Raw genomic sequence first — 19,373 nt, forward strand, 5'->3', positions numbered from 1 at the left:
CCCGGGCAGGCCGCGCCGCCGCCGTGCTCAATGCGCCGCCGTGTCATGCACCTGGACCACCACCTCGCCCAGGCCGCGGCGTGCACTGCCGATCACCGCACTGGCCTCACAGCCATACGGGCCACCAAGCTCGATTTCCAGGCGCACGCAGGGCGGCTCCAGCCCCGCCGCCAGATGGGCCGCGGTATGCGGGCGGGTAAAGCCCCACAACAGTTCGCGCTGCTCATCGCTCAGTTCAATGGTGATCATCCCGGCCTCTCCTGCGTTGTCGGCGTCCACAGCATCGGCACAGAGCGTCTCAGCAACTGCGACGCCGCTGGCGGTCTTCCAGAACGGGGACAGTGCGACAATGCGGCTTGGATCAGTACGTATTCATTCAGGCAGGAGCCCGGAAGCTGTCGCGTCCGGTGCTCACAGAGGCAACCATGGCATCTGAAGTCGTTCCCATCGTGCAGTTGTCAGGCGTGCGCATCGAGCGTGGCGGACGGGCAATCCTGCGTGATGTTTCCCTCAGCGTGGCCCCCGGCAGCATCACCGCCGTGCTCGGTCCTTCCGGCTGCGGCAAGTCCACCCTGCTGGCCGCGCTGACCGGCGAGCTGCGCCCGGTGGCCGGCAGCGTGCAGCTGTTCGGCCAGGCCATCCCGCAGCGGCAGCGTGCCCTGCTGGAGCTGCGCAAGCGCATGGGCGTGCTGCTGCAGGGCAACGGCCTGCTCACCGATCTGAGCGTGGCCGAGAACGTCGAACTGCCGCTGCGTACCCATACCGACCTGCCGCCGCCGCTGCGCCAGCAGCTGGTGCGGATGAAGCTCAACGCCGTCGGCCTGCTGGCCGCCGCCGATGCCTGGCCGCGCGAGCTGTCCGGCGGCATGGCGCGCCGGGTCGCGCTGGCGCGGGCACTGGCGCTGGATCCGCCGCTGATGCTCTACGACGAGCCGTTGACCGGGCTGGACCCGATCGCCACCGGCGTGATCATGGAACTGATCGCGCGGCTGAACCACTCGCTCGGCCTGACCAGCATCATCGTCAGCCACCACGTGCACGAAACCCTGGCCATCTGTGACCAGGTGATCGTGCTGGCCAACGCCGGCGTGGTGTTTGCCGGCACCCCGGCGCAGCTGCATGCCAGCACCGACCCGCTGCTGCGCCAGTTCCTGGATGGCCAGCCGGACGGGCCGATCCCGTTCGATGCCGCGCCACGCGCAAGGAGCGCCTGATGGCCCTGTCTGCTTCGATCCGCTCGCTTGGCCGGGCCGGCCTGTTCACCCTGACCGTGCTGCGCGGCTCGCTGCCCACGCCCGACTTCCTGGCCGAGCTGGTACGCGAGGTCTACAAGATCGGCGCGCGCTCGCTGCCGATCATCGCCGTTGGTGGCGCCTTCGTCGGCCTGGTGCTGACCCTGCAGGGCTACCGCACACTGACCACCTTCGGCGCGGCTGATGCGCTGTCCACCCTGCTCGGGCTGTCGCTGTACCGCGAGCTGGCACCGGTGCTGACCGCGCTGCTGTTCATCGGCCGCGCCGGCAGCTCGATCGCCGCCGAGCTCGGCCTGATGCGTGCCACCGACCAGATCAAGGCACTGGAGCTGATGGCGATCGACCCGATTGCCAAGGCAGTGGCCCCGCGCTTCTGGGCCGCTGTGCTCACCGTGCCGTTGCTGACCGGGATCTTCTGTTCACTGGCGATCACCGGCGGCTGGTTCGAGGCGGTGCAGATCCTGGGCCAGGACAACGGCACGTTCTGGTCGGGCCTGCGCAACAGCGTGGATTTCTGGGAAGACTTCGGCGTGGCCCTGCTCAAGTCGGCAATCTTCGGTGGCACCGCCGCGCTGGTCGCGTCCTATGTTGGTTTCCACGCCGAACCGACGATCGAAGGCACCTCGGTGGCCACCACCCGCGCGGTGGTCAATGCCTCGTTGCTGGTGCTGATGTTCAACTTCGTGCTGTCCGCGCTGCTGTTTCAGTAATGCGAGTGCCCCGCAGGGCGCCCCACCGGGCCCACCTGCCGGGTCTGTCCAATGAACAATCCGCTTCGGTCAAACCAACGAAGCACCTGCTGGATCTGGAGTGAGAAAAATGGCTATCCGTGGACCCCGACTCGAATTTTCTGTGGGCGCCTTCCTGCTGCTGGCACTGGCCTCGCTGCTGGTGCTGGCCGTGGCCTCCACCAACCAGCGCTTCGGCTTTGCCGGTGGCGGCTATGAATTGACCGCCCGTTTTTCCCAGATCGGCCAGTTGCGCCCGCAGGCCCCGGTAAAGATCGGCGGCGTGGTGGTCGGCCAAGTGGCCGACATTCAGCTGGACCCGGTTAAATACGACTCGATTGTCCGCCTGAAGCTGGAGGGCAAGTTTGTCGACCTGCCGGCCGATACCTCGGCCAGCATCCTCACCGCCGGCCTGCTGGGCGAAAGCTATGTCAGCCTGCAACCCGGCGGCGACCCGGAGGTGCTGGCCGATGGCGATGAGATCGTGTTCACCCAATCCTCGGTGGACCTGATCCAGCTGGTGGGCAAGTACATGTTCAGTGGTGCCGGCAACAACGCCGAAGCGGCGGCCGACACCAATGATTCCACCGATGCCGGTGCACCGGCGTACTGACCAGGAAAGACCCGATGAAGATGTCCATTCTCTGCGCTGCACTCACTGCTGCCCTGCTGGCTGCCACCCCGGCGCTGCAGGCACAGAACCGTCCAGCGGCCAGTGCGGCGCAGGCCACCAGCGCCGGTACCGAGGTGATGGCTGCCAGCAGCCGGATCATCCAGACCCTGCAGACCCGCAAGGCCGAGTTCCGCAGCAACCGCCCGGCGCTGCGCCAGTACATCGACGGTGAACTCAACCGCAGCTTTGACCGCACCTACGCCGCGCGGCTGGTGCTCGGCGTGCATTCGCGTGGCGCCAGCGATGCCCAGATCCAGCTGTTTGCCGATGCGATGGCCGACAACCTGATGGGCCGCTACGGCGATGCCCTGCTGGAAATCGAAGGCCGCCCGCGTTTCCGCCTGAAGGGCGAAAGCCCGTTGCCGGGCAACCGCGGGGTCAAGGTCTCCACCGAGCTGCTGCGCAACGGTGCCGAATCCACCCCGGTCGATTACCTGATGCGCCAGGTCGATGGCCGCTGGAAGATCTTCGACGTGATGATCGAAGGCATCTCCTATGTGCAGACCTTCAAGAACCAGTTCGATGCCCCGCTGCGCCAGAAGGGCATCGAGCAGGTGGCCCGCGAGCTGCGCAGCGGCACCCTGCAGGCCGGCAGCAATGGCCGCTGAGGCACGCTTCGTCAACGACACCCTGGTGCTGGGCGGAGAGCTCGACCGTGCCGCGGCCAGCCAGCTGTGGCCGCAACTGGCCGCCCATGCCGGCAGCGTGGCGCGCATCGACCTGCAGGCAACCACCCGGCTGGATTCGGCCGGGCTGGCACTGCTGAGCCACCTCGCTGGCCCCGGGCTGGAACTGCTCGGCCATCCTGCCGGACTGGATGAGTTGATCGCCGCCTACCGACTGAGCCCGCAACTGGGCTTTTCACCCCCTCATTCTCCCGTGGTTTGACATGACACTTGCCCGCCCCTTGCAGACCCTGCTGTTGACCTCAGCCATCGCGCTGGCCTTGCCGGCGTACGCCCAGCAAGCCGAGCCGGCCGACAAGGCACAGAAGGCCAGCAGCGAACAGGCCGGCACCAGCGTCATTGAAGACGACTTTGCCGCCCTGTACGGCACCCCGGCCGATGCCCAGGCACAAACCACCCGCAACGCAGATCCGTGGGAGCCGTACAACCGCCGCATGCATCGCTTCAACAATGCGGTGGACCGCACCGTGGCCCGTCCGCTGGCCACCACCTATGTCAAGGTCGTGCCGCAGTTCGCACGCACCGGTGTGCGCAACTTCTTCAGCAACCTGCGCGCGCCGGTGACGATGGTCAACCAGGCCCTGCAGGGTCGCGGTGATGACGCCTGGGATACCTTGGGACGTTTCCTGATCAACACCACCGTCGGTGTCGGCGGCCTGTTCGATCCGGCCAGCGCCGACCAGGTACCCAAGCGCAGCGAGGACTTCGGCCAGACCCTGGGCGTCTGGGGTTGGCAGGACTCGCGCTATGTCGAGCTGCCGTTGTTTGGCCCGCGCACCGTGCGGGATGTGGTCGGCATGGGCGGTGACATGCCGCTGTCGCCGATCCGCCAGGTCGAGCTGGACACCGCGCGCATCGGCCTGCAGGGCCTGCAGCTGGTCGATACCCGTGCCCAGCTGATGGCCATTGACGGGCTGCGTGACAGTGCCCTGGACGAATACGCGATGACCCGCGATGCCTGGCTGCAGCGACGCAACTACCAGATCCAGCAGGACCGCCGCGGCGGCGACAACGAGTACCCCACCGTGCCGGTGGATGCGATGCCGATGCCGGACTGGAACAACTGAGCGCCAGCGCCTGCCGCTGGGAATGAAAAAGCCCGGAATTTCCGGGCTTTTTCATTCCTGCGCTGATCATCGCAACTTCGGCAGCACACTTGCGAACCCGGCACTCAGACCAATCAGCTCTTTCTGGATTCCCGCTCTCCCGGTAAGAATCCCCCTGTGCATGCAGGCAATCAGGCATGCGCCAGCATCCGTACCGATGCTGCAAATTCCAGCGCCACGACCGCCATGTCGTGGCTCAGAACCAGCCGGCGGGAAGCATCGAACAGGGGAAATGCGCTTGCCTGGTCCAGCACAGCAATGAACTTTTCCGCCCGTTCGATATCAAGCATGGGTTGCAACCGGTTTTCAGCCCGCCAGTGCGGCGTCGATCGCCTCGCGCAGGCGCGCATCATCGGCGGCCACATCCGGCGCGAAGCGGGCAAGCACGGCGCCGTCCTTGCCGACCAGGAACTTCTCGAAGTTCCACAGCACCGCCGGTGCCGGGTTGGTGGCAATGCCGAAGCCTTCCAGCCTTTCACGCATCGGGCCTTCGCCAATCGCGGCCGGCTGGGCGGCGGTCAACGCCTGGTACAGCGGGTGGATGTCGGCACCGGCAACGCTGATCTTGGCAAACATCGGGAAGCTGACATCGAAGTTGAGCGCGCAGAAGCTTTTGATCTCTTCCTCGCTGCCCGGTTCCTGGCCGTTGAAGTTGTTGGCCGGGAAGCCCAGCACTTCCAGGCCGGCATCCTTCTTCTCACGGTAGAGCTTTTCCAGCCCTTCGTACTGCGGGGTCAGCCCGCACTTGGAGGCGGTGTTGACCACCAGCAGCACACGTCCGCGGTAATCGGCCAGCGAGCTGGCGGCGCCATCAATGGTGGTCAGGGGGATGTCTTGGATCGACTGGCTCATAACCGGCTCTTGGGGGTGAATGTGGAGGCCCTAGGATAGACCGCGCAAGGTTCAATCGATGCAAACCAGCGCAGCAGGTGGTATCGGCTGGAGGCATGCACCAGCGTGCGATCAGGCTTCCCCCTCCGCCCGGGCCGGGGGATCCGCCAGCAAGGCCTGCTGGTCGCTGGGCAGGGTCTCCACCTCGCGCAGGCGACGCTCGATGGCACGCGTACGCACGCCGGTCTGGTCGATCTGGCGACTGGCCTGTTCCAGTTTGTTCTTGACGTTGTCCAGCACATCGCCAAATTTGCCGAACTCGCTCTTGGCCGCTGCCAGGACGCGCCAGACCTCGGCCGAGCGCTGCTCGATGGCCACGGTCCGGAAACCGACCTGCAGGCTGGTCAGCAACGCCAGCAGGGTGGTCGGACCGGCCAGCGTGATGCGCCATTGCCGCTGCACCGCCTCGAACAGGCCGGGGCGGCGCAGTACCTCGGCATACAGGCCTTCGGTGGGCAGGAACAGCACCGCAAATTCAGTGGTGTGCGGAGCGGCGACATACTTGTCGGCAATCCGCCGGGCCTCCTCGCGGACCCGCCGTTCCAGCGCATCACCGGCCGCGCGTGCGGCATCGCTGTCGGCACGCTCCTGGGCATCGAGCAGGCGCTCGTAGTCCTCGCGCGGGAACTTGGCATCGATCGGCAGCCAGACCACGCCGTCGGCGCTGGAGCCGGGGAAACGCACCGCGAACTCGACCCGTTCGCTGCTGCCGGGCACGGTGGCGACATTGGCCGCGTACTGGTCCGGGGTGAACACCTGCTCCAGCAGCGCCGCCAGCTGTACCTCGCCAAAAATGCCGCGGCTTTTGACATTGGTCAGCACCCGCTGCAGCCCGCCGACATCACTGGCCAGCTTGTTCATGTCGCCCAGGCCCTGGTGCACCTGCGAAAGCATCGCCGCGACATTGCCAAAGCTCTCGGTCAGCCGGGTTTCCAGCGTGGCATGCAGCTTTTCATCCACGGTCTGGCGCATCTGCTCCAGCCGCTGGGCGTTGTCGCTCTGCAGCGCGCGCAGCTGCTGCTCCAGGGTGGTACGCATCTGTTCGATGCCCTGGGCATTGCGCACGGTCAGCTCGGCCAGGCGCTGGTTCAGCGCCTCGGCAAAGCGCTGCTGTGCCTGGCTGTGCTCCTCGCGGGCACGGCGGCTGTCATCGAGCATGGCCTGGCGGTTGCTGCTCTGCTGCTCGGCCAGCGCCTGGGTCAGACCCGCCAGCTGCTCGCCGAACAGGCGCAGGCGGGTCTCCTGGGCCTGCCCGGCCAGTTCCAGCTGGCTACGCACTTCCTGCAGCCGTTGCCCGAGCATCACCGCACTGGCCTGCTGGCTGCGGCTGGCCTCCTCGCGCGCCAGCCGGGCCTGTTCTTCACTGCCGCGGCGCAGCTGATCCAGTTGATGGTCACTGCCGGCGGCCTGCTCATTGAGCTGTTCGCGCAGCTCACTGCGCCCCAGGCGCAGTTCCTCGCGCAGGCTGTGCTCGAGCCCGGCAGTGTGGGAAGGGCGCAGCAACAACACCAGTTGTGCCACCAGTACAGCCACCAGCAAGGCGGCAATCACAAGAAATTCGGTCTGCATGCCGCCAGTGTAGCCAGCCTCGTCTCACCGCTTGCGTCAGTCAGTGCCGGCCGGTGATCTGCGATCATGGCGTCCTCGCACTCATTCACCACCTGCCCCGCCATGCCCCTTCGCCACTGCCTGTCCGTTGCCCTGTTGCTGCTGTCTGCCTGGGCCAGCGCGGCGCCGTCGGTCACCATTGCCTCGCCTGCCCCGCTGCCGGCCGATGATGCCCGGCCCCGCGTGTTCCTGGCCGGCAGCATCGACAACGGACGTGCCACCGACTGGCAGGCCGAGGTCAGCGCGGCCTTGGCAGACATGGACGTGATCATCCTCAACCCACGCCGCGCTGACTGGAACCCGGCCTGGCAGTCCAGCACTGACGAGCCGGAATTCGTGCGCCAGGTGCGCTGGGAACTGGAAGCGCTGGAACAGTCCGACGTGGTGCTGATGTATTTCGCCCCGGGCAGCCAGAGCCCGATCACCCTGCTCGAGTTCGGCCTGCACGCCCGCGAGGGCAAGCTGCTGGTGGCCGCACCGGAGGGCTTCTGGCGCAAGGGCAATGTGGACATCACCGCCGACCATTACGGTGTGCCGCGCTTTGCCACGCTTTCCTCGCTGATCCAGGCCACCCGCATGCGCCTGAATGCCCTGGCCGCACAACGTGGCGATGCCACCGATACCAACACCACTGCGGGCAACGATCCGGCGCAGGTGCACTGAGCCGGCCATGAGTGTTCTGGGCATTACCGACGTGTGGCTGTACGCCGCCGCCGTCACCGTCTTCGTCCTGATCCCCGGGCCGGGCATGCTGTCGCTGCTCACCGCCAGCGCGCGCGGTGGTGCACGCGCGGGCTGGGCGACCTGGGCCGGCCTGGTGGTTGGCGAACAGCTGTTCATCCTGGCTGCCGCCCTGGGGGTAGCTGCGGCCCTGGCGGCCCATCCGGTGCTGTTTGCGGCCCTGCAATGGGCCGGGGTGGCCTATCTGGCCTGGATCGGCCTGGGCCTGCTGCGTTCAAGCGCCGGCAGCGGCGCGCCAGCCCCCAGCCCGCGCGGCGGTGATTTTGCCAACGGCGTGGCCGTGACCCTGCTCAATCCGAAGTCGATCGGGTTCTATGTGGCTTTCTTTCCGCTGTTCATCGACCCGCATCGACAGCGGGGTGCCCTGACTTTCCTGGCCATGGATGCCCTGATCATCGGCATCAGCCTGGTCTTCAGCGCCGGCCTGATCGCCGTCGGCCACCACGGTGCACGCCGGCTGGCGGCCCGCCCGGCGGCAGGCCTGTGGCTAAAGCGCGGCGCCGGCGTTGTGCTGCTGGGCTTTGCACTGCGCCTGGCCCTGGGCAGCCAGGGCGGCTGACGGCACGCCCCTGCGGCGGCCTTGCCGGAAACGACAACGGGCAGGCCCTGCGGCCTGCCCGTCATGCATCGCACCACTGCCGGCTTACTTGCCGGCCTGTGCCTTGGCGTAATCCTGCACCTGTGCCATCACCCGCAACACATTGCCGCCCCAGATGCCGGCGATCTGCTGCTCGCTGTAGCCCTGGCGCAGCAGCCAGGCGGTGATCCGCGGCAGCTGGCTGACATCGGGGTGGCCTTCCACGCCACCGCCACCGTCCCAGTCCATGCCGATGGCCACATGCTCCGGGCCGACCACCTTCAGGATGTGCTCCAGGTGGGCAAAGAAGTCATCCTCGGTTGCCTTGCGCACCGGGTGTTCGGCATCGATCGCCGCATAGCCACGGGCCAGTTCGACCCCCGAGGCCATGGTCATTCCGCGCCAGCCGCCCAGACGCTGCTCCAGCGCATTTTCTGCCGCCTTGCGCTCGGCACTGGCACCGGTATCGACCAGGTAGCCGCCGTAGGCGTTGACATGGATCACCCCGCCCTTGGCGGCGAGCTGGCGCAGGCGCGCGTCATCGATGTTGCGCGGGTGGTCGTACAGCGCCTTGGCCGAGCTGTGCGAGAGCACCAGCGGTACCGGCAACATTTCGATCAGGTCATCGAACACCGCGTCGGAGGCGTGCGACTGGTCGATCATGATGCCCAGCGCGGTGGCCTGTTCCACCAGCGCGCGGCCGGCCGGACTCAGGCCATTCCATTCCGGCTCGGCGGTGCCGGCGTCGCCGAAGCCGTTGTTGCCGGTATGGGTGATCGAAAGCAGGCGCAGGCCGGCCTGGTGGTAGAACGACAGCAAGCTGGGGTCATGCTGCAGCGGGCTGGCATTTTCCATCGAGATCAGCACCACCCGCTTGCCGGCGGCCTTGATCGCCGCCACCTCGGCGGGAGTCCGCGCGATGGCCAGGCGGTCGTGGTGGGCGGCCACGGTGGTGTGGATGGCCAACAGCCGGCGCAGGCCGGCATCACGGTCGGCGATCAGGCTGGCCGGGCTGCGGTCGCTCTGGCCGGTGTAGATGGTGAAGAAGCCGCCATCGAGCAGGCCGGCATCCATGCGCGGCAGGTCCACCTGCGACAGCGCGTTGCCGCTGTGGTCGTGGCGGATGTCGAAGTCCGGGCGCTCGAAGTTGGCCGGGGTATCCAGGTGACCGTCCAGGGTCAGGATGCGTGCCTGCAGCGCGCGCGCCGCCTCCAGTTCGGCTGCCGTGAATTGCGCGGCGTAGGCCGAGGGCAGGGCAAGGGCAAGGCTGAGCAGCAACGGCAGGCGACGGCGGATCATGGGTTCTCCGGAGATTGCGGTAGGGGCCGGGCACGTGGACCGGCCCGGCAGGGCCATCGTGAGTATGCCCTGTGGCCTGGCCCAGTGGTCTGCCTTCACAGCCACTGCGCACCGGCGTGAACCAGCATAGGGGCATTTGCCGCTGTTGACTGCCGTGACCGACGACCACCCGCCCCACACCGCTGCCACGCCTGCGCCCGCGTCCCCGTCGCTGCCACCGGCAGAGTCCGCGCTGCTGTGGGCGCCCCTGCTGGAGCTGGTGCCGGCCCTGCGGGTATTGGTCGGTCTGGGCATTGCCGCGCTGGTGATCGCCGCCCTGCACCTGGGCCGCGACCTGCTGATCCCGCTGGCCCTGGCCGGCCTGCTTGGCTTCCTGCTCGACCCGGCGGTGTGCCGGCTCAAGCGCTGGGGGTTGCCGCGGGCCCTGGCGGTGGCCCTGGTCGGGCTGGCGGCACTGGGCAGCCTGGTCGCTGCCGGCGCCTACCTCACCGTGCAGTTGCGGGCGGTGAGCACCGACCTGCCGACCTACCAGGACACCATCCGCGGCAAGATCGGCCAGCTGCACCAGCAACTGCGGGGACCCAGTGCCTGGGACGGGGCGGTGTCCACCCTGGATACCGTGCAGGACCAGATCCAGCAGGTGACCGAGGACACGCCGCGGCCGACCCAGCGGGTGGAAGTGGTGCAGCCGCCGCCGGGGCCGATCGTCACCGCCAGCCAGTGGCTGGCGCGCATCGGCGGGCCGCTGGCCACCGCGGCGATCGTGGCGCTGTTCGTGATCCTGATCCTGCTGGACCGCGACAGCCTGCGCGACCGCATGCTGCGGCTGATGGGCGGCGGCAACCTGCACCGTGCCACCGATGCCCTGGACGAGGCGACCACACGCATCAGCCGTTACCTGCGCATGCAGCTGATCATCAATGCCAGCTATGGCGTGCCGATGGCGGTGGGGCTGTGGTTCATCGGTGTTCCCGGTGCCGTGCTGTGGGGCGCGCTGGCCACGGTGATGCGCTTTGTGCCGTATGTCGGGCCACTGGTTTCGGCGCTGTTCCCGCTGACCCTGGCCTTCGCGGTGAGCCCGGGCTGGGAAATGGTGCTGTGGACACTGGCCTTGATCGCCGTGCTGGAGCTGCTGAGCAACTATCTGCTCGAGCCGTGGCTGTATGGCGCCTCCACCGGGCTGTCGACCCTGTCAGTGATCGTGGCGGCCATCTTCTGGACCGCACTGTGGGGGCCGATCGGGCTGATCCTGTCGACCCCGCTGACCGTGTGCCTGCTGGTCCTCGGGCGGCATGTGCCCGGGTTGGGCTTCATCGAAGGGCTGCTCGGGACCACCCCGGTGCTGGCCTTGCCGCAGCGGCTGTACCAACGGCTGCTGGCCGGGGATGTCGAGGAAGCGACGGACATGGCCAGCCAGTACATCGACGCGGCCATCGGCCCGGAACACACCGATGCGGCCCGGGTCGCGGCAGCCGTCACCGCCTTTTATGACCAGGTCGGCCTGCCGATACTGCAGCTGGCCAGCCAGCAGCACGCCGGCACCGCCACCGCCCAGCACCGGTTGCGCCTGGCCCAGGGTATGGACGCGCTGCTGGAGGAGCTGGAAGAACAATACCCGGCTCCCGAAGCGCGCCAGCACCCGTCATCGGTGCACTGTGTCGGCGTGCGCTGGGAGGTCGATGGCTTTGCCGCCGCGATGGCCGCCCATGCGCTGCGCCTGGCCGGCTGGCCGGCGCGGGCCCATGCGCTGGCCAGCCCGATGACCTGGCGCGCCGCCGAAGACCTCGCCGCCGCGGATATCGTCTGCCTGTCGGTGTTCCACCCACAGCCACCGGCCCAGTTGCGCCACCTCGCCCGCCGGCTGCGCCGCCGTCACCCGGCCCTGCGGGTCGTTGCCGCACCGTGGCTGGCCGCTGCTTCCAGCGTGGAACAATGGCAACTTGGCCGCAGCGGCCTGGACGGCGTGGCGCAGGATCTGGGCGCACTGCTGCTGCAGGTGGCCAGCCTCGCCGACGCGGCCGCCCCCGCGGGCGCCGCCAGCGGCCAGCGACAGGAAGCGGCCAGGGTCAGTGCCCTGCATGACGAGGGCTGGCTGGACCCGGCCCACCACGCGCTGTTCCATGCCAGCGCGCGCAAGGCAGCCAATGCCTTCGATACCCGTTATGCCCAGGTCAGCCTGATCGATGCCGACACCGTCCGTGCCCCCGGCTCCTTGCTGCCGACCCTGGCTGACGGCACCGCGCTGCCCCGCCAGGACAGCCTGTGTACACATGTGGCGCTGGCAGACGGGCCGCTGGTGATCAACGATCTGAGCGCCGATCCGCGCGCGCAGGGGTTGCACCTGGTCAACCGCTACCAGCTGCGCTTCTACGCCGGGATGCCGCTGCGCAGCGTCCACGGCGAAGTGGTAGGCTGCCTGTGCCTTATGGACAATGCCCCGCGCAGCCTGTCGGCACAGGAGCTGGCCCTGCTGGCCGAACTGGCTGCCGAGGTCGAACAGGGCGTGCACGGCGCGGACTGACGCCGCGCACGCCCGGCAGCGGCTCTCAGTCCAGCACGCGGCAGAACACTGCCTTGAGGTAACGCGATTCCTGCACGTGGGCCATGAACGGATGGTCGGCACCGGCGCCGGCCACCTTCAGGATCTGGATCGTGCGGCCGGAGAAATAGGCCGCGCGGCGCAGCATGTCCAGGAACTGTTCCTCGGCCACCAGGCCGGTGCAGGAGAAGGTCGCAAACAGGCCGCCCGGCTTGACCACGCCCAGCGCCAGCTTGTTCATGTCCAGGTACTTCTTCAGCGCGGTGATGACCTGGTCGCGATCGCGGGTCATCTTGGCCGGGTCCAGGATCACCACGTCGAACTGGTCGCCACGGTTGGCCGCATCACGCAGCCACGGGAAGATGTCGGCCTGGACGAACTTCGGCTTGACGTTGTTGAGCCTGGCATTGCCCTTGGCGATCTGGATCACGTCCTGGTCGATGTCCACGCCCAGCACCTCGGCCGCGCCACGGGCGGCGGCATACACCGCAAAACCACCGGTGTTGCAGCACAGGTCGAGCACGCTCTTGCCTTCCACCTGCTGGCTCAGCCACTGGCGGTTCTCGCGCTGGTCGGCGAAGAAGCCGGTCTTGTGCGCGCCGGCCGGGTCGGCGCGGAACTTCACCCCGTACTCGGTGATGACCGCCGGTTCGGTGGTGGTGTTGCCGTGGAAGTCGAAGCTTTCCTGCTTCTGCACGTGCTCATCGGCAAAGCTGTGGAAACGGCAGCCCGGGAACTGTTCGCGCAGGGCGTCATAGATCCACTCGCGGTGGCGGAAGGCACCGGCGGAGAAGAACTCGACCACGATCAGGTCGTCGTAACGGTCCACCACCAGCCCGGAAATGCCGTCACCCTCGCTGTGCACCACGCGCCAGGCATTGGATACCGCATCAAGCTTGAGCACGTCGCGGCGCAGCTCGACCGCCTGGGCAATCTTGCGTGCGAACCAGGCCTGGTCCACGTCCACGTCCTGGCGGGTTTCCAGAATGCGCAGCGCAATGCGCGAATGGCCATTGTAGAAACCGCGGCCGATCCATTCGCCGTCCACGCCGACCACGTCGACGATGCTGCCCGGCTTGGGGCGCACGGTCGGCTTCTCGACCAGTTTCTGGAAGATCCACGGGTGGCTGGAGCGCCACGCGTTCTTGAGGCGTACGATGGGGTAGGCGGTATTCATCGGGCCATTGTAACGGCGCCACGCCCCTGCCACCGCAGCCCGTGCGTCAGGTGTTCATTGATCTTGCACGCAACTGTGGCAAAATCATCGCCCAGAAGGGGAGTAGCTCCCAGACGTTGTCGCCGTCAATTCGAGCCAGCCGGCTCCGGTGCAACGGCAGTTTCGCTGCGGCGAAACTGTGAGCGAGACCTTCGCCGTTGTGGCGAAGCTCTGTTCCCGGTCTCCTTCGATTCCGTGTCCAGTTCTTGGCCAGAGCGGCTCCAAGATCCTATTTTCGAACGGAATTTTCCCATGCATACAATCGGTAATCCATGGCTCTGGGGCGGCTTCATCGTCGTGGTCATTGTCGCCCTGCTGGCCGACCTGGTGCTGATGCGCCACGGTGGCCCGCACAAGGTCAAATTCAAGGAAGCGCTGTGGTGGTCGATCGGCTGGGTCTGCCTGGCCCTGGCCTTCAATGCCGGCCTCTGGTACTACCTGAAGGAGACTATCGACCTGGCCACGGCCAATACCCTGGGCCTGCAGTTCCTGACCGGTTACCTGATCGAAAAGGCGCTGGCGGTGGACAACATCTTTGTCTTCCTGCTGATCATGAGCTATTTCTCGGTACCGGAAATCCAGCGTCAGCGGGTACTGATCATCGGCATCATCGGCGCGATCTTCCTGCGCACGATCATGATTTTTGCCGGTGCCGCGCTGGTCAATGAGTTCCACTGGATCCTGTACGTGTTCGGCGCCTTCCTGCTGTTCACCGGCTGGAAGATGTGGTCGGCCCATGGCGAAGAACCGGATCTGAACGACAATCCGGCGCTGAAGTTCATGCGCAAGCACTTGAAGATCAGCACCGAGTACAACGGCAACAACCTGATGGTCGAAAAGGACGGCGTGAACTGGTTCACCCCGATGTTCGTGGTGCTGGTGCTGATCGCGGTGACCGACGTGATCTTTGCCGTGGACTCGATCCCGGCGATCTTCGCCATCACCACCGACCCGTTCATCGTGCTGACCTCCAACGTGTTTGCGGTGCTCGGCCTGCGCGCGATGTTCTTCATGCTGGCCGGCATGGCCGACCGCTTCCACCTGCTGCCCTACGGCCTGTCGATCATCCTGGGCTTCATCGGCATCAAGATGCTGTTGATCGACCTCTACAAGATCCCGGTCCCGGTCTCGCTGGGCGTGGTGTTCTCGATCCTGGTGATCACCATGATCCTGAGCCTGAAGATCCCGCCGAAGGAAAAATCGGGCGAAGGCTGACCGCCTGCGCGTAGCCACCAACGGGCCGGCCTTGCCGGCCCGTTGTCGTTTGCCTCACCACAGCGTTTCACCGCTCCGGCCCTTGCAAGCAGCCGCCGGCGGCACCATGCAGGGGCAATGGACAACGCCGACCCGGCCGCACAGGCCCTGCACGACCGCCGCCGGCTATGGCGCGCCTTCAATGCCAGCCTCGCCTTCGTGGCGCTGCTGCTGGCCTGTTTTGCCGCCCAGCAGCAGCTGGACTGGCGGGCATGGGCAGTGGCCCCGCAAAGCCTGCCCGGGCTGCTCGGAATACTCGGCGCACCGCTGCTGCACGGCTCGCTCAAGCACCTGGCGGCCAATGCCACCGCCCTGCTGATCCTGGGCACCCTGGCCGGCAGTGTGTACCCGCGCGCCAGCCTGCGCGCCCTGCCGCTGCTGTGGATCGGTGGCGGTATCGGTGCCTGGTGGCTGGGCACGCCGGGCAGCCATCACCTGGGTGCCAGCGGGCTGACCCATGCACTGATGCTGTTGCTGTTGACCCTCGGGCTGCTGCGCCGCGACCGAGCGGCAATCGCCACCGGCATGATCGCCGTGCTGTTCTACGGCTCGATGCTGCTCACCGTGCTGCCGGGCGAAGCCGGCATTTCCTGGCAATCGCACCTTGGCGGGGCACTGGCCGGACTACTGGCCGGGCTGCTGCTGCGCAACCACGACCCGCGCCCGCCACGCCAGCGCTACAGCTGGGAGATCGAGGAAGAACAGACGCTGGCCGACCCTGCACTGGATGAAAGCCTGGAGCAGCGCGCGCCCGGTGATGTGCCGGTACTGTGGCAGCGCCAGCCCGAACCACGCGGAGTGGTGCTGCCGTTCCGCCGCCCGGAACGCGACGACCCGCCACCGCACCCGCCCGCGTGAGTGTCAGCGCGCCGCCGGGGCCTGCAGGGCGCGCACGCCCAGGGCCGGGTCATCGGTCATCAACCCATCGATGCCGGTCGCCAGGTAAGCCTGCATTTCGGCCACCGCCGCCACTTCCTGGCGCAGCCCCTCCCCGCTGATCGGCAGACCGGCCGGCAGGTACGGCTGCTCCGGACGGAAGGTCCACGGCACCACCTGCAGCCCTAGGGCATGGGCGCGGCTGACCAGATCGCCCGGCGCGGCCAGGCGGCCGTCGGCGGTCCGTGCGATCACATGCCCGCGCTCCGGGCCGAGCACATCGGCATAGGCGGCAATCCCGGCCAGCCCGGCCGGGCCCAGCAGCTGGCCCTGGTCGCTGTCCACCAGCTGCAGCAGGGCGATGTTGCCGCCGCGCGGCACCTGCTGGCGCAGCTGTTTCAGGCTGTCCGCCTCGAAGGACTGCAGCACGATCGGTGCCACCCGGGTGTAAGGATCAGCGGCCAGCACCTGCAGCACCCGCGGCTCCAGCGCCAGCCCCAGGCTGCGGAAATAAGCCGGATGCTTGAGCTCCGGGGCCAGCCCGACCCCACGGCCGCTGCGCGCGACCTGGCTGACCACCAGCGCGATCACCTCTTCCAGGCGGGCCAGCTTGAACTGGCCATCGAAGGCGGTGCCACGCAGCTCCGGCAGGCGCTCACGCGCGCGCAGCTGCTGCAGCTCCTCCCAGGTGAAGTCCTCAGTGAACCAGCCTTGCACCGATACCCCGTCGATCACCTTGGTCGTGCGGCGGTCGCGGAACTGGCGGTGCTCGGCCACATCGGTACTGGCCGACAGTTCGTTCTCATGCCTGACCACCAGCACGCCATCGGCGCTGGGCACCAGGTCCAGCTCGATGTAATGGGCGCCGTCGGCAATGGCCTGGGCATACGCCGGCAGGGTGTGCTCGGGCAGCAACGCACTGGCGCCACGGTGGGCGTAGATCCGTGCATCGGGCAAGGCTTGCGCCATCAAGGGACCTCCCAGGCACAACAGTCCAGCCAACACCATGCCACGACCCACCTGCCCCGCACACCACTTGCCTGCCACGTTGGTATTCCCTGCTAAAACCCGGATCAGTTTCCCAGAGCGATATGACCGCTTGGGGAAACCATGATGCAGCGCGCAGTTTACTTGCCACTGCGGGAACAGGAAAACTGCGGCAGCGCCGCGGGCTGCCGGCGTCAGCCCGGCACGGCCACCGCAGCGGGCAGAGCTCACAGCTGTTGCAGGCGGCGGCGGGCATGGGCAGCACCACTGCCTTGTGGCTGCAGCTCCAGGTAGGTGGCATACGCCTGGCGGGCACGGGCATGGTCACCGGCATGGAAGCAGGCATCGCCGAGGTTGAGGTAGGCCACCGCCCGCGACGGATCGATCTTCAGCGTGTTCTCCAGCCAGCGCACCGCCTCGGCGTAGCGTTGCTGGCGGTAATAGACAAAGCCGAGGTTGTTGGCGGCCTGGGCGAAATCCGGGCGCAGTTTCAGCGCTTCGGTCAGTTGTTCGGCCGCTTCGTCATAACGCTTCTCGCGGTACAGCTGCAGACCACGCTCATTGGCCTGCTGCGCACGCTGGCGGTCGCTCACCGTCACCGCCGCGGGAAGCACCAGAGTGTTGCGCCCGCCCTCCAGGTCGGCCACCGTCACCGGGGTGGCCGCGCTGCCGGCCACCCTGCCCTCCTGCGAAGCCTCGAGCCGGCCATTGAGCGCAATCGCCTCGGCCGAGAGCTGATCGGTGGTAGCGGTGAGGAATTCGGGATTTTCGGCCAGTTCAAAGACGAACTCGCCGCCCTGGGAGCCTGGCAGGCTGCCAAAGGCCGGGGTCTGCTGCGCAACCGCTGCGACCGCCGGTGCGACATAGGCCGCCAGCTCGGTACCGGTGATCAGGCCATCGCCATTGAGGTCGCCCTTGCCGGCCAGGGCCTGCAACAGCACCCAGGTGAATACCGAATGGCCATTGGGTCCGCCATCGGCCACCTGCTGGTCACCACCACCGGCAGTGAGCATCTGTCGCGCGCTGCGGCGGGCGTTGTCACGCAGGAAGGCCGCCGGCGACGGCCCGGCCCGGGTCAGGCCCAGGCCGCTGTAGCAGGCATCCATCACGAACATCACATGCTTGGCGCGCAGGCTTTCGGCAATGTTCTGGATATCGGTCATCGCGATCGCATCGCGGGCAAAGTCGGCGGGGCGCGAATCCACCGGGATGATGTAGCCCAGGTCACGCCCAGAGGCCAGCCGTCGGGTGGCGCCATGGCCGGCGAAGAACACGAACACCCGGTCATCGCGGCCGGTACCGGCATCGGCCAGACGGTCGTGGAAGGCGGCCAGGATGTTGTTGCGGGTGGCCTGGCCATCTTCCAGCACGATCACCTGCGAGGCCGGGAAGCCGAACTGGCCGGTCAAGGTGCTGGCAACGGCACGGGCGTCATGCCGGGCATGTTCGAGCTTTGGCCAGTGTGCATAGTCGTTGATGCCGATGACGATTGCCCAGGAATTGGCATAGGCCGTGGTGACGGTGGCTTCGGCACTGGCGGCGGCACGGGCACGGCTGACACTGAACTCGCGGCCGTTCCAGCCGGCGAACTGGTAACCATCGGCAATCAGCCGGTCCAGGATCTTCGGCAGCGCCTTGACCGTGCGCTCGTGGATGTCATGGAACAGCACGATGCCGCGCTTTTCACGCTCCACCTGCTCCAGCACCCGCTGCACGATCGATTCAGGCACCGGGTCGGCCCAGTCCATCGAATCGATGTTCCACATGATCGATTTCAGCCCGGCTTCGGCCAGCAGCTGCATGCCTTCGGCATTGCGGGCGCCGTACGGGAAGCGGAACAGCGGCGCACGGCGCTGGTCGACCTGGCGCAGCAGGGTATCGGCGGCCATCACCTGGTGCTGCAGGTCCTTGCCCTGGCTGCGCGAGAGCTGGGCGTGGCTGAAGCTGTGGTTGCCCAGGGTGTAGCCCTCGGCACTGAGCTGGCGGCTGATGGCCGCCATCGGACCCAGCCTTGCCTGGCCATCCTCGCCCACCGTGCCCAGGTTGCGGCCGACCTGGAAGAACACCGCCGGCACGTCGTAGCGCTTGAGGATGGCGATGATTTCTTCGGTGTGGGCCCGGTGCGGGCCGTCATCAAAGCTCAGCACCACGGTGCGTTCGGGCAAGGAGCGGCCGAACAGCTCGCGCTGGCCATCGTCCATCGCCATCGGATAGGGCTCGACCACACCGAAGTCGCGCAGGATCGCCGTGCGGCTGTACCGGGTCAGCAGGTAGGCCTGGTAGTCCTGCCATTTCTCCCGCTTCAGCGCGATCGCACGGGTGCGCTGGAAGCGGCTGAAAATGTGCGTGAGTTCAGCGTTGTAGGTCCGTTCGACCTCGGCCAGCGCGGCCAGGTCCTCGTCCACGCGCTGGCGCAGCTTGACCGCCGGCAACGAGGAATCGGCCGCCAGGCGGTGGTGCAGGTCGCGCAGCACCTCGACAAAGGCCAGCCGATCGGCGTCATACAGCCCGGGGTCGGATTCGATGTAATCCAGCAGGGCCGCCAGCACCGACATCCGCTCCGGCCGGCCGCTGTCCAGCAATGCAGCAAACCCGTCGGCCACGGAGCGGCGCTGTTCCAGCGCCTGATGGAACAACTGCTGGCCAACCGCGGTGGAGGTGGCGCGGTCGCTGGCCGACTGGTCCTGCTCGTCGGCCAGCAGCACGATGATGCGGCGATGCTTGTCCAGCAACTGCTGCAGTGCCGCCAGCAATGCCGGGTCCTGGGCACTGGCCACGACAGGCGCCTCGGCGGTGGCCTGCGGTACCTGTGGCGGCTTGTCGCTACAGGCCGCGAGCAACAATCCAAGCAGCAGCCCGGCCATACCCAGCCACGGGCGGACCATCGTTGTGGCCATCATCTGTTTCCATCCCTGGCAACCTTGCATGTGCAGCGATTG

19 protein-coding genes are annotated in these 19,373 nt (G+C 67.2%); 11 read left to right on the forward strand and 8 right to left on the reverse strand.

The genetic code is table 11. The annotated features are described in order from the left end of the window. Window positions 1–27: 27 nt before the first annotated feature. The gene (locus tag ABB25_RS14475) at window positions 28–249 is read right to left on the reverse strand and encodes a hypothetical protein (RefSeq protein WP_057662589.1); all 222 of its coding nucleotides are present in this window, start codon (window positions 247–249) and stop codon (window positions 28–30) included. Between the two features lie 176 nt (window positions 250–425). On the opposite strand from ABB25_RS14475, the gene ABB25_RS01280 reads away from it, so the two are divergent. From ABB25_RS01280 to ABB25_RS01305, 6 genes are all read left to right on the forward strand, one after another. Then, on the forward strand, window positions 426–1,214 hold the full coding sequence (locus ABB25_RS01280; RefSeq protein WP_057662592.1) for an ABC transporter ATP-binding protein: 789 nt from the start codon (window positions 426–428) through the stop codon (window positions 1,212–1,214). Next, window positions 1,214–1,963, forward strand: coding sequence for an MlaE family lipid ABC transporter permease subunit (locus tag ABB25_RS01285; protein WP_057662595.1), 750 nt, complete (start codon window positions 1,214–1,216; stop codon window positions 1,961–1,963). The genes ABB25_RS01280 and ABB25_RS01285 overlap by 1 nt, the downstream gene beginning before the upstream one ends. A gap of 109 nt (window positions 1,964–2,072) precedes the next feature. Next, window positions 2,073–2,594: an outer membrane lipid asymmetry maintenance protein MlaD gene (gene mlaD, locus ABB25_RS01290; RefSeq protein ID WP_057662598.1), complete on the forward strand. Its 522-nt coding sequence runs from the start codon at window positions 2,073–2,075 to the stop codon at window positions 2,592–2,594. A 14-nt stretch (window positions 2,595–2,608) separates the two neighbouring features. After that, on the forward strand, window positions 2,609–3,262 hold the full coding sequence (locus tag ABB25_RS01295) for an MlaC/ttg2D family ABC transporter substrate-binding protein (protein ID WP_057662601.1): 654 nt from the start codon (window positions 2,609–2,611) through the stop codon (window positions 3,260–3,262). Continuing rightward, on the forward strand, window positions 3,252–3,542 hold the full coding sequence (locus tag ABB25_RS01300) for an STAS domain-containing protein (protein ID WP_057662604.1): 291 nt from the start codon (window positions 3,252–3,254) through the stop codon (window positions 3,540–3,542). The genes ABB25_RS01295 and ABB25_RS01300 overlap by 11 nt, the downstream gene beginning before the upstream one ends. Before the next feature lies 1 nt (window position 3,543). Continuing rightward, entirely contained in the window at window positions 3,544–4,407 is an 864-nt protein-coding gene (locus ABB25_RS01305) for an MlaA family lipoprotein (protein ID WP_057662607.1), read from the forward strand. A gap of 170 nt (window positions 4,408–4,577) precedes the next feature. Here ABB25_RS01305 and ABB25_RS14720 read toward each other — a convergent pair whose 3' ends face one another. The 3 genes from ABB25_RS14720 to ABB25_RS01315 form a co-directional block, all read right to left on the reverse strand. After that, on the reverse strand, window positions 4,578–4,736 hold the full coding sequence (locus ABB25_RS14720; RefSeq protein WP_160319391.1) for a hypothetical protein: 159 nt from the start codon (window positions 4,734–4,736) through the stop codon (window positions 4,578–4,580). Window positions 4,737–4,752: 16 nt separating this feature from the next. Beyond that, the gene (locus tag ABB25_RS01310; protein WP_057662610.1) at window positions 4,753–5,298 is read right to left on the reverse strand and encodes a glutathione peroxidase; all 546 of its coding nucleotides are present in this window, start codon (window positions 5,296–5,298) and stop codon (window positions 4,753–4,755) included. Window positions 5,299–5,409: 111 nt separating this feature from the next. Beyond that, window positions 5,410–6,906, reverse strand: a complete 1,497-nt coding sequence (locus ABB25_RS01315; protein WP_211259274.1) for a DNA recombination protein RmuC — start codon at window positions 6,904–6,906, stop codon at window positions 5,410–5,412. Between the two features lie 102 nt (window positions 6,907–7,008). On the opposite strand from ABB25_RS01315, the gene ABB25_RS01320 reads away from it, so the two are divergent. Next, complete coding sequence (locus ABB25_RS01320; RefSeq protein ID WP_057662613.1) at window positions 7,009–7,608, forward strand: nucleoside 2-deoxyribosyltransferase domain-containing protein; 600 nt, start codon at window positions 7,009–7,011, stop codon at window positions 7,606–7,608. A 7-nt stretch (window positions 7,609–7,615) separates the two neighbouring features. Further along, window positions 7,616–8,245: a LysE family transporter gene (locus ABB25_RS01325; RefSeq protein WP_057662616.1), complete on the forward strand. Its 630-nt coding sequence runs from the start codon at window positions 7,616–7,618 to the stop codon at window positions 8,243–8,245. Between the two features lie 84 nt (window positions 8,246–8,329). Here ABB25_RS01325 and ABB25_RS01330 read toward each other — a convergent pair whose 3' ends face one another. Continuing rightward, window positions 8,330–9,562: a dipeptidase gene (locus ABB25_RS01330; protein WP_057662618.1), complete on the reverse strand. Its 1,233-nt coding sequence runs from the start codon at window positions 9,560–9,562 to the stop codon at window positions 8,330–8,332. Between the two features lie 154 nt (window positions 9,563–9,716). On the opposite strand from ABB25_RS01330, the gene ABB25_RS01335 reads away from it, so the two are divergent. Beyond that, on the forward strand, window positions 9,717–12,083 hold the full coding sequence (locus tag ABB25_RS01335) for an AI-2E family transporter (protein ID WP_244477729.1): 2,367 nt from the start codon (window positions 9,717–9,719) through the stop codon (window positions 12,081–12,083). 25 nt (window positions 12,084–12,108) lie between these two features. On the opposite strand, the gene ABB25_RS01340 is transcribed toward ABB25_RS01335, so the two are convergent. Then, window positions 12,109–13,278 carry a class I SAM-dependent rRNA methyltransferase gene (locus ABB25_RS01340; RefSeq protein ID WP_057662620.1) on the reverse strand — a complete coding sequence of 390 codons (1,170 nt, stop codon included), beginning with the start codon at window positions 13,276–13,278 and terminating at the stop codon, window positions 12,109–12,111. 291 nt (window positions 13,279–13,569) lie between these two features. On the opposite strand from ABB25_RS01340, the gene ABB25_RS01345 reads away from it, so the two are divergent. Both ABB25_RS01345 and ABB25_RS01350 read left to right on the forward strand, forming a co-directional pair. Next, window positions 13,570–14,532, forward strand: a complete 963-nt coding sequence (locus ABB25_RS01345; RefSeq protein ID WP_057662623.1) for a TerC family protein — start codon at window positions 13,570–13,572, stop codon at window positions 14,530–14,532. 117 nt (window positions 14,533–14,649) lie between these two features. Next, a complete protein-coding gene (locus ABB25_RS01350) occupies window positions 14,650–15,429 on the forward strand; it encodes a rhomboid family intramembrane serine protease (protein ID WP_057662625.1) in 780 nt (259 codons plus the stop codon). 3 nt (window positions 15,430–15,432) lie between these two features. Here the strand turns inward: ABB25_RS01350 and ABB25_RS01355 are convergent, their stop codons facing one another. Next, window positions 15,433–16,416 (reverse strand): glycerophosphodiester phosphodiesterase family protein, encoded by a 984-nt coding sequence (locus tag ABB25_RS01355; RefSeq protein ID WP_244477725.1) that lies wholly within the window; start codon window positions 16,414–16,416, stop codon window positions 15,433–15,435. 245 nt (window positions 16,417–16,661) lie between these two features. Then, window positions 16,662–19,319, reverse strand: a complete 2,658-nt coding sequence (locus ABB25_RS01360) for a polysaccharide deacetylase family protein (protein ID WP_425477285.1) — start codon at window positions 19,317–19,319, stop codon at window positions 16,662–16,664. Between the last annotated feature and the right edge of the window lie 54 nt (window positions 19,320–19,373).

Source organism: Stenotrophomonas koreensis (assembly GCF_001431525.1).
GTDB classification, from domain to species: domain Bacteria; phylum Pseudomonadota; class Gammaproteobacteria; order Xanthomonadales; family Xanthomonadaceae; genus Stenotrophomonas; species Stenotrophomonas koreensis.

What these genes read in the sequence shown, in the direction of transcription:
- ABB25_RS14475 (WP_057662589.1), bottom strand. Translation starts at nt 249, where the DNA reads ATGATCACCATTGAACTGAGCGATGAGCAGCGCGAACTGTTGTGGGGC.
- ABB25_RS01280 (WP_057662592.1), top strand. Translation starts at nt 426, where the DNA reads ATGGCATCTGAAGTCGTTCCCATCGTGCAGTTGTCAGGCGTGCGCATC.
- ABB25_RS01285 (WP_057662595.1), top strand. Translation starts at nt 1,214, where the DNA reads ATGGCCCTGTCTGCTTCGATCCGCTCGCTTGGCCGGGCCGGCCTGTTC.
- mlaD (WP_057662598.1), top strand. Translation starts at nt 2,073, where the DNA reads ATGGCTATCCGTGGACCCCGACTCGAATTTTCTGTGGGCGCCTTCCTG.
- ABB25_RS01295 (WP_057662601.1), top strand. Translation starts at nt 2,609, where the DNA reads ATGAAGATGTCCATTCTCTGCGCTGCACTCACTGCTGCCCTGCTGGCT.
- ABB25_RS01300 (WP_057662604.1), top strand. Translation starts at nt 3,252, where the DNA reads ATGGCCGCTGAGGCACGCTTCGTCAACGACACCCTGGTGCTGGGCGGA.
- ABB25_RS01305 (WP_057662607.1), top strand. Translation starts at nt 3,544, where the DNA reads ATGACACTTGCCCGCCCCTTGCAGACCCTGCTGTTGACCTCAGCCATC.
- ABB25_RS14720 (WP_160319391.1), bottom strand. Translation starts at nt 4,736, where the DNA reads ATGCTTGATATCGAACGGGCGGAAAAGTTCATTGCTGTGCTGGACCAG.
- ABB25_RS01310 (WP_057662610.1), bottom strand. Translation starts at nt 5,298, where the DNA reads ATGAGCCAGTCGATCCAAGACATCCCCCTGACCACCATTGATGGCGCC.
- ABB25_RS01315 (WP_211259274.1), bottom strand. Translation starts at nt 6,906, where the DNA reads ATGCAGACCGAATTTCTTGTGATTGCCGCCTTGCTGGTGGCTGTACTG.
- ABB25_RS01320 (WP_057662613.1), top strand. Translation starts at nt 7,009, where the DNA reads ATGCCCCTTCGCCACTGCCTGTCCGTTGCCCTGTTGCTGCTGTCTGCC.
- ABB25_RS01325 (WP_057662616.1), top strand. Translation starts at nt 7,616, where the DNA reads ATGAGTGTTCTGGGCATTACCGACGTGTGGCTGTACGCCGCCGCCGTC.
- ABB25_RS01330 (WP_057662618.1), bottom strand. Translation starts at nt 9,562, where the DNA reads ATGATCCGCCGTCGCCTGCCGTTGCTGCTCAGCCTTGCCCTTGCCCTG.
- ABB25_RS01340 (WP_057662620.1), bottom strand. Translation starts at nt 13,278, where the DNA reads ATGAATACCGCCTACCCCATCGTACGCCTCAAGAACGCGTGGCGCTCC.
- ABB25_RS01345 (WP_057662623.1), top strand. Translation starts at nt 13,570, where the DNA reads ATGCATACAATCGGTAATCCATGGCTCTGGGGCGGCTTCATCGTCGTG.
- ABB25_RS01350 (WP_057662625.1), top strand. Translation starts at nt 14,650, where the DNA reads ATGGACAACGCCGACCCGGCCGCACAGGCCCTGCACGACCGCCGCCGG.
- ABB25_RS01355 (WP_244477725.1), bottom strand. Translation starts at nt 16,416, where the DNA reads ATGGCGCAAGCCTTGCCCGATGCACGGATCTACGCCCACCGTGGCGCC.
- ABB25_RS01360 (WP_425477285.1), bottom strand. Translation starts at nt 19,319, where the DNA reads ATGGTCCGCCCGTGGCTGGGTATGGCCGGGCTGCTGCTTGGATTGTTG.